Here is a 12454-nt window from a genome sequence, read left to right as displayed (position 1 = left end):
TATTGTTATGAGGTTAAAGCATATAACACAATATTGACTCCAAATCGGGTATTATCTATTTTGTACCAGCGTTTGTTCCTAAAATCATAATCCCATTCGCACCCATAATCCTTATTGCTATAGAGCACTCCAATTCTACCATCTATCACTATGGCTTTGAGGTAATCATGTACAAGATCATCGCCCCAACCATTCAACTCCTGTGAAGTGGTGGGCGGACCATCATCAAACTCAAAGAAAATAGTATAGATCTCATGGTTATTGGGAATTTTCTGGAGTTCACCCGGGCCAAATATTTCTTCCATTTGACGTTCAAATGATTTGGCAAACAATCCATCAATATCGTGGTTACAATCGTCGGCAAAAACAAACCCGCCATTGCGAACATATTTTTCAAAATTTTCGCGCTCCTTTTTGGTAAACTGGACCAATTTATGTCCAGATATATAGCAGAACGGACTTTTAAAAATATCATCGCTGGCCAAGGAAATAATCTTCTCCTGTGTATCCACTTTTAAAGTAGTGTACTCAACCAGTGAATTCAATAGATTGGAGGGCATTCGCTGATCCACATCCCAATCTCCTGATTCGTACTGTAACCGGGTAAAAAAGAATTCGTTATCCAATATCATTTGGGTCGTAGGCTAAATAATTGCCAAAATAAAAACTGGCGATCAAGAATGTCCTGACCACCAGTTTGTTTCAATTCTTGTTTTTAAACCGCGTCTGAAAGACTTGTGAACGTAAAGTCACGAATCTTCATATAGGGTATTAAGTTTCCGTTGACACGAACTTGCTTTCCAAGAGATTCCAAATTATTAAGCATAATAATCGGGCTCTCATTGAATCTAAAGTTCTTCACCGGGAAGGCAATTCTTCCATTTTCAATATAAAACGTTCCATCTCGTGTCAAACCAGTATATAGTAAGGTTTGAGGATCTACACTTCTTATATACCAAAAACGGGTTACCAATATACCTTTCTTGGTGCCTTTTATCATATCCTCTAGGCTTTCATCTCCCCCGGCCATAATGGCATTGCCTGGAAAAGGAACTGGATCTACACCTTTTTGGGACCCCCAAAAACGACTATAAGTCAAATTTTTAACTACTCCATTTTCTATCCAGTTGGTTTTCTTTAAGGGCATACCTTCGCCATTCCATGTCGATGTTGGAACATCTGGATGCAATGGGTCGGACCATATGTTTACGCGTTCGTCAACTATTTTCTGTCCAATTTTATTGCCACCATCTTTGGCCGACATAAAACTACGTCCTTCATCTGCAGATCTTGCATCCAATGAACGGAACATGTTTCGTAATAAGTCGGCTGATGCAGCTGGTTCTAAAATCACCGTATATTTTCCAGGTTCAATAGCGCGAGCTTCTCTGGACATCACAGCTTTGTCAATTGCGACATTGGATGCTTCTGCTGCATCGAACTTGGAAATGTCATTAAAATCCCTAGTCACCCAACCAGACCCTGTACCATCATTGGTACGCATGGTTACGGTAAAATCTACATTGGTAGATTTATTATATGCGAACAGACCTTTGGAGTTGATCATAGCCTCAAATTCAACTGAATCATCCAAGAATCCTGCTGCGGTTACATCTTTTTCAGCTGCGGGAACAATACCTTTATTAGCAACCTCTGCCCGGTACTCCGGCGTTACATTTGCGGTAGATTCTTTATAAGTGATTGCCTCATCATAGGTTTGTGGACCCAAAGGTGGCATAAACTCAGGGTTTTCCGGAGATAACTGAGCTAGTTCTTCTGCTCTTCTCACCACTTTTTCCAATGAAGCGTCATCAAACTCATCAATAGTAGCGGTACCTACTTTTTTTCCAAAGCTGGATTGTACCACCAAACTTTGGGTTGATCTATAACCGGCTGTGGAGACGGTATTTCTCGCGTACCTGATATTTCCGCTGTTATTTCCACTAAGGTTTATTTCGCAGGCATCGGCCTTGGAAAAACTCAGTGCTTTTTCCAAAATCTTTTTTGCTTCTTCTTTTGTATATATAGCCATTGTCTTATTATTTAATTTGAATAAACCTTAAATGGTCCTACCTGTATTGATTACATTAATTCCATTAAATCTTGTTGTGGAACTTCCATGGGAAACGGCGCTTACTTGGGATGGTTGTCCTTTTCCATCAAAGAAAGAACCAAATAACCTATAATCGTCCTTATCACAGATTTTTGCACAAGAGTTCCAAAATTCTTGAGTATTGGACTGATAGGCCACATCGTCCAGCATACCTACAATCTCACCATCCTTAATTTCGTAGAACAAAGTTCCTCCGAACTGGAAATTGTAGCGCTGTTGGTCTATGGAATACGAACCACGACCCAAAATGTAAATACCTTTGTCCACATCTTTGATCATATCCTGCAAGGAATACTTCTCAGCACCTGGTTCTAAAGAAACATTGGGCATACGCTGGAACTGTACATCTTCCCAAGTCTGGGCATAACAACACCCATGCGATTCGTTTTGATCTATCATATGGACTTGATCCCGGATAGCTTGATAGTTGACCAAAGTACCGTTTCTGATTAAATCCCATTTCTTGGTCTTCACACCTTCATCATCATAACCTACCGCACCTAAAGAACCAGCTTGGGTTTTATCTGCAACGATATTAACGATATCGCTACCATAATTAAAGTTTTTAGATTCCCATTTGTCCATAGTAGCGAAACTGGTTCCAGCGTAGTTGGCTTCGTAACCAAGTACACGATCCAATTCTAATGGGTGTCCCACGGATTCATGAATGGTTAGACCAAGATGATTTGGTTCCAGAACCAAATCATATTTACCAGGTTCTACTGATTTAGCAGTTAATTTTTGCTTGGCCTGTTTTGCTGCCATGGTCGCATCTTCTATAATATCATAGCTCCTGTTGTACAGTTTAATGCCTTCGGGGCCAGAAAGTTTTTCCGACTCCAAACCGTCCATATATTCATAACCCATACCCATAGGTGCACTCAAAGCTTGTCGGCTCTTAAATTTTCCCGCGGTACGGTCAATTGCAGTGACATTAAAGGTTGGCCAAATACGGTGCACATCTTGATCTATGTAAGATCCATCGGTGGAAGCAAAGTATTTTTGTTCATTCACCATAAAGAGTGCCGAATTCACAAAGTTGGCGCCATTTTCCATAGCTGCCGAGTTCGCATTTAAAAGCAAATCTACTTTTTCAGAAACAGGAACTTCCTTAAAGTCTTTTTTAATCGGGGTCTTCCAAGAAACTTCACCATAAGCTTCAACTGGAGCAAGCACTACTGGTTCTTTTTGAATTTTTGAATTGGCCTTGGCAATAGCTATGGCGTGCTGTGTTGCCTTTTTAATACCATCCTCCGTTACATCATTCGTAGAGGAAAATCCCCAAGTACCATTGGCTATAACCCTGATACCTATTCCAAATGATTCGGTATTCACCACATTCTGGACCTTATCTTCCCTTGTAAAGACATATTGGTTCAAATATCTTCCGATTCTAGCATCTGCATAAGTGGCTCCCATAGATTTCGCCGTATTGAGCGCAACATCGGCCATTTTCTTTTTAAGTACGGTATCCATACCCGGCTCGAGCAAAGCTTCTGCAGGGATATTGTTCCCCATAAGAAGGGAGGGCATCATCATTGCTCCTGCACCCATACCAGCGTACTGTACAAAATCTCTTCTTTTCATATGTTAGTTATTTGATTTTAGTTTTCAGTTAATTAATCTGTAGTTATTTTATTACAATTGTCTGTGCAAAATGTGTAGGTCTTAAATTTAAGTAGTGCTATTCTAGCTTTATGTTAATATTAACTTAAAATCAATAAAACATGTATTTATTTAACTACTTCTTAAAGAAACGATGACTTATCCATACAGAAGTCTAATATTTTTTTATGCCATTTTTACACGCCTCATTGTGGCACATTAAATATGTATGGTTATAAGTAGTTTAATTAAACAAGAAGCTAAACATAAAGAACATAGCGACGCTGGTAGCAAATCCATAATTGAAGGAATGGACTGAAAAAATTGCAGTAGTATATCAAGCTCTTTATCCATCTATTAATACTGTAATATGTAACTTACGTTACTGTCGATCCTAGAAATATAAGTTAATTTTATCATTAAATAAATAATAATAAATATAATTTATAGCACTATGGAAAGTTCTAATTTAGAGACCGCAACCGTAAATCCAATGCCAAGAATTGGGGACATCGCTCCAGATTTTGAAGCTGTTACCACCAAGGGAAAAATAAAATTTTCAGAATTTGCTAAGGACAAATGGACTGTAATGTTCTCACATCCTGCTGATTTTACTCCGGTATGTACTACGGAAATGAGTGGGTTTGCACAAAGGAAAAGTGAATTTGAAGCGATGAATACTGAATTGTTGGGATTGAGCATTGACAGTATCCATGCCCACCTGGGTTGGGTACAAAATGTTAGGGAAAATACCGGGGTATACTTCGATTTCCCGATTATAGCGGATTTGGACATGAAAGTATCCAAGCTGTACGGTATGCTACAACCCAATGAAAGTGAGACTGCAGCAGTGAGGGCCGTGTTCTTTATTGATCCTTCCAAAAAAATCCGATTGATTATGTACTATCCCTTAAATGTCGGTAGAAACATGGATGAAATACTGAGAGCATTGGAAGCCCTTCAAACTTCGGACAAGTACAAAGTGGCCATGCCATTGGATTGGAAAAAAGGTGATAAAGTGATAGTCTCTCCCCCCAAGACTTTGGATGAACTCAATGAAAGAATTGAGGACGATTCCCTTGAAAAAGTAGATTGGTATCTTGCTAAGAAAGAAATCTAAACCTATATTGAATTTAGGGCATCTTGAAACAAGGTGCCCTTTAAACCCTATTCTATGGAAATAAAACAGTTTGAATATAAACCATTGGCCCACTACTCCTACGCCATTGTAGATAATGGTGAAATGGCCGTTATAGATCCTGAGAGGGACCCCATGCAGTACTATGCCTTTGCAAAGGAACACGGGGCCAAGATAGTAGCGGTCATTGAAACCCACCCACATGCCGACTTTGTGAGCTCACACCTGCAAATACACAATGAAACCGGTGCATCGATATACCACAGCAAAATGTTGGGTGCCGACTATGACCATGCCCCTTTCGATGAAGGCCAAAGTATAATGATCGGTGACATTAAAGTCTCTGCATTAAATACTCCCGGACACTCTCCGGACAGTATAACAATTGTTGCGGAAAAAGATGGAAAAACAGCACTGTTTACAGGTGACACCCTTTTTATTGGAGATGTTGGACGACCCGATTTACGTGAAAAAGCGGGGAATATGACCGCAAAACGTCAAGAACTGGCTGAAATGATGTACGATACCATCCGAAATAAATTCAAGAATTTACCTGATGGTGCTTTAATATACCCCGCACATGGAGCTGGTTCGCTATGTGGAAAAAATTTAAGTTCCGACAATAGCAGCACTTTGGGCAACGAAAGAATGGGAAACTGGGCCTTTAAACCACAATCAAAAGAAGCATTTATACATACCCTATTGGACAGTCAACCTTTTATCCCTTCCTATTTTGGATTTGATGTGGACACTAACCGAAAAGGGGCCGAAAACCTACGAACTTCCGTAGCAAACATACCCTTACGATTACATGCTAGTACTGATGGTCTAATTATAGATGTAAGGAATGATATCGATTTTAAAAAAGGCCATCTACCCGGAAGCATCAACATTATGGCAGTTTCTGAAGACTCCAAGTTTGAAACATGGCTGGGGGCCATTGTAAATCCAGAAGAACCTTTTAGTTTGGTTATTGACAAACCCGGTGATATGGAAGAAGTATTGGGAAGGGTTGCCAAAATCGGATATGAGAAACAAGTGAAATCTGTATTGACATTGGATGAGTCCTTGGTTGTGGAAAGTGATAAACTCGATTTAGCTGATTTTAAGAGCCACCCGGACAATTATACCATTGTGGATATCCGTAACCAAAGTGAGCTTGAAGAAGGTAAATTTTTTGATAATGCAATGACGGTACCTTTGAATGAGCTAAGGGCTTCTTTGGATAAAATCCCAATTGAAAAACCTATAATTGTTCACTGTGCAGGCGGATACCGAAGTTCGGCAGGTAGCAGTATCGTTGAAGGGAACAATAAAAATGTACAAGTCTTCGACCTTGGTGAAAATGTCAAAGATTTTATGTAAAACTATATTCATTTTAAAATAAAGGTATATTATGCTAGATTAATTAAATGATACTAACCAACGAGCCAACAAAAATAGATTTACTACCTTGTGATTAGATTTCAATAAGTATCAAAAAATAGATGCTCGTTCCCATTCTCATCTCGCTTTACATAGTCATCGCCTTACTAATGGTTATAAGCTTGTTGTTGAACGGGGTAAGACCAAGCAAAACATTGGCATGGCTATTGGCAATCTTTACCATCCCCGTGGCAGGTGTCCTCTTATATGTATTGTTTGGTCGAAACAGAAGAAAAAGCAAAATGTTTTCGCTTAAAAACGAGTATGGCCCAATTGTTCAACTCGATGATACAATTTGTAACCCCGAAATTTCCACCAGCAAACTCAAAATTACTTCGCTGATTACCAAAACCGTAGAGTGTCCAGTTACCTGCAATAATGATTTGGAATTGTTAAAAGATGGTAAAAACACCTTTGTAAGTATTTTCAGGGCACTGGAAGATGCACAAGAGCACATACACTTACAATACTACATTTTTGAAGACGGAGTCTTGGCTGATAAGCTATTGGAAGTTTTTGAACGCAAAATTGCTGAAAATGTAACCATTCGACTCCTCTACGATGGTATCGGCAGCTACTCCCTAAGTAAAAAATACCTCAAAAAACTTAAAAATATCGGGGTAGAAACAGCCCAGTTCCTTCCTTATAAGTTTGGTAGGTTTCTTTCTGCATTAAACTATAGAAACCACAGAAAAATTATTGTAATCGATAATAAAGTAGGATTTACAGGTGGCATCAATATTTCGGACAAATATTTAAAAGGGGATCCATCACTTGGCAAATGGCACGACACGCATTTAAAAATTGAAGGTGAAGCGGTTGTTTTTTTGAACCGGACATTTGTGACCGATTGGCATCTGGCCAGTGGAAAAAAAGTAGACCTATTGCAGTTCAAAACTTATGGTGTTCCCAATAAAGGGTCTTCGCTCCAAATTGTTCCCAGTGGTCCAGATGATGATTTTGACGTAATGGAACAAGTCTATTTTTCGATTATTAATAGTGCTGAAAAATATTTATACATTGTAAATCCTTACATAATTCCAAATCATGCTATACTACAGGCTCTTATGACCGCTGCCTTAAGTGGGGTGGATGTACGGATTCTAATGTCTTCCAGCACAGATATTAAGCTTGTGGATTGGTGCGTTAGAGCATATTTTGAATCGTATCTTAAAGCCGGTATCAAAATATACTTGTATGCTGATGGGTTTTTACATAGTAAAGTAATGTTATGTGACGATGAAATTGCCAGTATTGGAACGGCCAATCTGGATAATAGAAGCCTGCAGCAAAATTATGAAGCACAAGTTTTTGTATATAATGCCTCTCTTTGCAAACAAATGAAAACGGACTTCTTGAAAGATTGTAAAAAATCCAAAGTACTCTTAGATTATAAAAAATATAAGGAAAGACCGTGGATTAAAAAATTGCTCGAAGGCCTTGCTAAGCTTCTAAGTCCATTGTTATAAAGTCATGCTCTCAAAGCCCAATTCATTTGGGCAGTTCTTGCCCTCCTCCCAACAATCAAGATTATAAATGGTAATCTCCGAAATTCTTTCTAGTGCTTCGTTTGTGGCAAATGCTTGGTGGGGCGTTAAAAGTACATTGGGCTGGGCAATCAATTCTTTGAGTAGCTCATCTTTTAACCCTGTTTTACCATGATCTTTAAAAAAAATACCTCTTTCATGTTCGTAAACATCGGTGGCATAACCTCCGAGGCTTCCATTGTTTAATGCACTAATTACATCTTCGGTTTTTACAATTCCACCCCTGGCCGTATTAACCAACAACGCACCTTTCTTCATTGTCAAAAATAATGGTTCACGAAAGCAATGATGAGTCTCGTAGTTAAGTGGTGTATTTATACTAATTATATCCGATCTTTTGCATAACTCTTCCAAAGGAACATACTCCAAATCGTAATGGTGTTCCAAGTATTGATCTCTTTTTATATCAGTGGCCAACATCTTGCATCCAAAAGCATGGAGTATCCTCACCAATATTGATCCTATTCTCCCAGTTCCAAATATACCTACGGTTTTTCCTTTCATATCAAAGCCCACCAAATCATCCAATAAAAAATTATATTGGTTGACTTGGGTGTTGGCTTTAATCAATTTACGGTTTAGGGCCAAAATTAACTCCACTGTATGTTCTGCAATAGCGTTGGGAGAGTATTCGGGCGCATAGGCCACTTTTAGGCCAATACGCTTGGCCGACTTAACACTTACGTTGTTGTAACCGGTAGATCTAAGGGTTATATATTTTACGCCTAATTCCCAGAGTATCTCCAATACAACTAAGGACGCATCGTCATTTGAAAAAATAGAAATAGCATCGTATCCAGCGGCCATTACGGCTGTTGTAGCATTAAGGGTATCCGGCACAAATTTTATATTATGTTTGTTGCCGTTCATTTTTTTTAAGTTTCTTATCTCAAAATCCTTGGCACTATATACGAGTACTTTCATATTTTTTATTTCTCAATAATCTTAGTTCAATAATCTCTTCTGCTTTTTGCGTTTTATCACATTGGATACGATATTAAATATCATGGTTTTGGCTTCCTTATACTTTACAAAGTAGTCGGATACTTCCATGGCCAAATCGTTGTGTGTGTCCAAATATGCTGCTTCCATTTTATCTTGGTTAACATCATCCAGCATTATTTGTAGCTGATTCTCGTGCAATTGGACTTTTTTCGAAAGGTTTACCAAGTCTTTTTCTGAATTGTTCAACGATTCCACCACAGGTTGAACGGTTTTGAACATATCAGAATCTATAATATCCAATGTATAGTCCTTGACCATATTGTTGAGAAACTTTTGTTCATCTTTGGCGAATTGTAGTTCTGAGAACCATTGTTTGGATTCTTCGTGCAACTCATCTGCACTGAACCACTCTCTAAATTTTCTTTTGTTTGCTTTTGTTTCCATTGCTAAACTACTTTTAGCGGCAGATGAGCAAACATCTGCCGCAAATTTCAATTATAATACCTTGATAACTTTTTTTAGGTCTTTCTTAGCTTCTTCCATTTTCAGAACATTTAACTTAAGAATACCGTTTTCATAAACTGCCTTGACCTCTTTTGATTGGTCCACAGTAGCAGGCAACTGCAAGGTTCGTGTAAATGCGTTGTAGTTGAATTCCCTTCGTGTGAAATTTTCATCTTCTTTGGTTTCTTTGTTACTTTTTTTGGCAGAAACCTCCAAGACATCATCTTTTATAGTGATTTCGAAATCTTTTTTCTCAAACCCGGGTGCGGCAAATTCAATTTCAAAATCATCTTTGTGTTCTTTAACGTTCATAGAAGGGTGGGTTTTTTCTAAATTGAAAAAATCTTCATCAACAAACGCTTCTCGATTGAAAAAATCAATCAGGTTCTCATTCCAAGGAAATCGTTTTCCATCTAATTTTACGAGTGACATAACTACTAAATTTATTAATTAATGAATATGATTCAACTGAACATAGACTGTATTAATTAATAATAAACACAGCCGAGTCAGTACAATGGCTTCTTCATTTTTAGCACAGAGCCTGCGTAATTGTAGACATCCTTTTTAAGGCCTATGTAAGTCTGTATATAGTCTGTAATATTATTCTTGAGGCCTTGGTGCTTTTCGTAGTAATGATTATCGCAATCATCTTGTACGCATTCAAAAATTCCTGCAAGCCCATTTTCATGGGTTTTAATGGATTGCAATAATGCTGTTCTATTCCTTTTTGAAGCATCAAAGTGTTGTTTGAATACTTCCAAGCGTTCAAACAAATGAGGTGTTCTTGGCTCAAAAACATAAGAGTTCAACAACCTTTGGATAAAGATCATTTCATCCCCTATAAACTGCAAATAGGATTTCCAATTTTGCAGATTATCATGCATTACCTCTATTTGTTTTTCCCTTACCATCACTAGGCTTCTTTGTTCCGAATTGTAAACGAATGTAAGGTTTGGTCGGCTGTAAAAAAATGACCTAAATCACTTTGTCCATCTTTATTACGTGGCATCAGGATAACGGTCGTCTATTCCAAAGGACTGTTTTGCCAATGCCTTAAACTGATTTTGCGTCATACTGTCTACTGTCTTGGTCGTTAATACTTTGGCTGCCAATCCAGGATGGTTCTCTTCTAGGGTTTTTACAAACTTTTCTGGTGTTTCGGCCGGCCCAAAAATGGCTATTTGGTCCGCATTGGAAATTTTATCGGCAATCTTTTCAAAATAATTCTTTAATTGGTGTTTTTCCCTTTCAAGATACTTACTGTCATGGACCACTTCTTGCGGACCCCATTTGGTTTTTGACCTCGACCCACCTTTGGGATTAAAAAAATCCAGTTCCGAAGAAATGTTGAAAATACTCTCTTTTCCGTTTTCCAGTACTACTCCATTAGCCTCCTGTTTATCCAGCCAAATTCCCACTTGTATCATAATGCTTCTTTTTTTAGTTATCGTTCATTTCCAAAATTGGTACTTGGGGATCAAATCCAATCTTTTTTACAAAAGGATTGGTAAGGACACTTTCTAAAAACAAGTGTTTTCTATTTAAAAAAGCGACCATATCACAGTCATTGTTCCCTATAAAATTGTTGATTCCCATACTTATCTTGTCCGATTGCAAAAAATGCATCTCATAATCTGTCCCTTGTAATATTTCTTGCAACAATTCTTTATTTTCCTTTTCTTTTCTTCCCAGTTGTTCTTCTTTGTCCTTATCAATATGAACTACATTGATCTTTGCATCGTGTATTTTGGATAACTCTATCAAATCGCCAATTTCTTTCTTTTTAAAGGGCGTTTTATAGTCTGTGGGAAATACTATTTCCCTTAATGTTTCAAACCTATAATTGTTGGGCACTGCAATAACCGGGCATTCTTTTATCTGCTCCATTATATTTACAGTATTGGAGCCAAATATCCGTGCCGTGGAGCCAGTTATTCCTTTGGTTCCCATTACAATCATATCAATATCCTTCTTATCTATTACAACCTCAACAGCTTGAATAAAATTATTGAGGGTTGTAATGGTGTGGAATTTATGCTTGTCGTTTTGTGAGTATAGTTCCAACATTTTCATCAACCGTTGCATCTCTTCTTCGGATTCTTTTTTCGCGGCTTCATAATAGGGTTCTTCGGTTTCGGGAACCCTCATACTATCCAGAGTATATCCTGAGATGTGAAAGGCATTGAGTACATAAAACTCACATCGAACGTTCTTGTACAGTTCCATTGCATATCTAATTGCGTTCAATGCATTTTTTGAATAGTCCGTTGGCAATAAAACTCTCTTATCCATGGTTATTTTCTGTTATGTAAAATCTACAGTGTTTCAACATGTTGTACTATGATATTCATAAATTATGGGTATGGGGTAAAATCAAAAATGGCACCTTTAGTTTAGTATTCAATTCTTTTATTATTCCCTTACCAATAAATTCTAAGAAAAAGTGATGTGGATAATAAACCATGACAAGTATGTCTATGCTCCAGAGATCTACAAATTCTAAAATGGTGTTCACTTTGCCGTCAAATATGGGCAACTCCACTTCTTTGGAACTGTTATCGGAAATTGCCTCAAGAAAATTGGCCTTGTTTTGTTGCACGGAAACCTCATCCTTGTTTTCATCTATGTTCATTGGCACGATAACGCTATCCATTAAACTACTGAAGAACTTGATTGTTTTGATATTATCCTCTCCAATAGGATTGGAATAATTTGAAGTGAATGCAATTTTATCCACACGTTTAAAATCGATTTCCAATGGAACAACCAATACCGGACAGTTAGTTATTTCCCTTACCAACTGCATCGCATTGTTGCCGAACAATATATTTTTAACCTCTTCTTTCGCCTTATTTCCTATAACGGTGAGGTCTACGTTGTTCTCTTTAGCATAGTGCGACACTCCTTTGGACATATCCGAGCATAAAGAAATCTTTTTAAAAGTGTGAGCTTTGTTCTCTCCTGTATCTCTTATTAACCTATGAACCAAAGCATCCAACCCTTGGGCTGACTCCAGTTTGGCCAAATTTATATCCGTATTGGTGGTGGTACTGCATACATTCACAATATGGAACGCGCATTGTTTGTTCTTAAACAACCTTGCTGCATAGTATAATGCATTGTAGGAGTTATTCGAAAAATCGGTAGGTACTAAAATCTGTAACATGTTATTTA

Annotated in this window: 13 protein-coding genes; 3 read left to right on the top strand and 10 right to left on the bottom strand. The window is 37.9% G+C overall.

The features are described from left to right. Nucleotides 1–5: 5 nt before the first annotated feature. The 3 genes from MWU56_RS01230 to MWU56_RS01220 form a co-directional block, all read right to left on the bottom strand. Nucleotides 6–626, bottom strand: a complete 621-nt coding sequence (locus MWU56_RS01230; protein WP_247043672.1) for a DUF4159 domain-containing protein — start codon at nucleotides 624–626, stop codon at nucleotides 6–8. An 89-nt stretch (nucleotides 627–715) separates the two neighbouring features. Next, on the bottom strand, nucleotides 716–2032 hold the full coding sequence (locus tag MWU56_RS01225; protein WP_247041420.1) for a TldD/PmbA family protein: 1317 nt from the start codon (nucleotides 2030–2032) through the stop codon (nucleotides 716–718). A 27-nt stretch (nucleotides 2033–2059) separates the two neighbouring features. Further along, complete coding sequence (locus tag MWU56_RS01220) at nucleotides 2060–3700, bottom strand: TldD/PmbA family protein (RefSeq protein WP_247041419.1); 1641 nt, start codon at nucleotides 3698–3700, stop codon at nucleotides 2060–2062. Nucleotides 3701–4172: 472 nt separating this feature from the next. Between MWU56_RS01220 and MWU56_RS01215 the strand changes: the two genes are divergently transcribed. The 3 genes from MWU56_RS01215 to cls all read left to right on the top strand — a co-directional run bounded on the left by MWU56_RS01215 (nucleotide 4173) and on the right by cls (nucleotide 7750). Continuing rightward, nucleotides 4173–4838: a peroxiredoxin gene (locus tag MWU56_RS01215; protein ID WP_247041418.1), complete on the top strand. Its 666-nt coding sequence runs from the start codon at nucleotides 4173–4175 to the stop codon at nucleotides 4836–4838. 54 nt (nucleotides 4839–4892) lie between these two features. Next, a complete protein-coding gene (locus tag MWU56_RS01210) occupies nucleotides 4893–6221 on the top strand; it encodes an MBL fold metallo-hydrolase (RefSeq protein WP_247041414.1) in 1329 nt (442 codons plus the stop codon). Nucleotides 6222–6343: 122 nt separating this feature from the next. Next, entirely contained in the window at nucleotides 6344–7750 is a 1407-nt protein-coding gene (cls, locus tag MWU56_RS01205; protein ID WP_247041412.1) for a cardiolipin synthase, read from the top strand. On the opposite strand, the gene MWU56_RS01200 is transcribed toward cls, so the two are convergent. The 7 genes from MWU56_RS01200 to MWU56_RS01170 all read right to left on the bottom strand — a co-directional run bounded on the left by MWU56_RS01200 (nucleotide 7745) and on the right by MWU56_RS01170 (nucleotide 12446). After that, on the bottom strand, nucleotides 7745–8752 hold the full coding sequence (locus MWU56_RS01200; RefSeq protein WP_247041410.1) for a 2-hydroxyacid dehydrogenase: 1008 nt from the start codon (nucleotides 8750–8752) through the stop codon (nucleotides 7745–7747). The genes cls and MWU56_RS01200 overlap by 6 nt on opposite strands. 21 nt (nucleotides 8753–8773) lie before the next feature. Then, nucleotides 8774–9217, bottom strand: coding sequence for a hypothetical protein (locus MWU56_RS01195; protein WP_247041408.1), 444 nt, complete (start codon nucleotides 9215–9217; stop codon nucleotides 8774–8776). 51 nt (nucleotides 9218–9268) lie between these two features. Beyond that, complete coding sequence (locus MWU56_RS01190; protein ID WP_247041405.1) at nucleotides 9269–9709, bottom strand: Hsp20/alpha crystallin family protein; 441 nt, start codon at nucleotides 9707–9709, stop codon at nucleotides 9269–9271. A 77-nt stretch (nucleotides 9710–9786) separates the two neighbouring features. Further along, nucleotides 9787–10191, bottom strand: a complete 405-nt coding sequence (locus tag MWU56_RS01185) for a hypothetical protein (protein WP_247041403.1) — start codon at nucleotides 10189–10191, stop codon at nucleotides 9787–9789. A gap of 87 nt (nucleotides 10192–10278) precedes the next feature. Then, complete coding sequence (locus tag MWU56_RS01180) at nucleotides 10279–10707, bottom strand: hypothetical protein (protein ID WP_247041401.1); 429 nt, start codon at nucleotides 10705–10707, stop codon at nucleotides 10279–10281. A 13-nt stretch (nucleotides 10708–10720) separates the two neighbouring features. After that, nucleotides 10721–11572, bottom strand: coding sequence for a universal stress protein (locus MWU56_RS01175; protein WP_247041399.1), 852 nt, complete (start codon nucleotides 11570–11572; stop codon nucleotides 10721–10723). A 55-nt stretch (nucleotides 11573–11627) separates the two neighbouring features. Then, the gene (locus MWU56_RS01170; RefSeq protein ID WP_247041397.1) at nucleotides 11628–12446 is read right to left on the bottom strand and encodes a universal stress protein; all 819 of its coding nucleotides are present in this window, start codon (nucleotides 12444–12446) and stop codon (nucleotides 11628–11630) included. Nucleotides 12447–12454 lie beyond the last annotated feature (8 nt).

The sequence above is a fragment of the Allomuricauda sp. F6463D genome (assembly GCF_023015965.1).
Classification (GTDB): domain Bacteria; phylum Bacteroidota; class Bacteroidia; order Flavobacteriales; family Flavobacteriaceae; genus Flagellimonas.
This window is presented reverse-complemented; position numbering and strand designations above follow the sequence as displayed.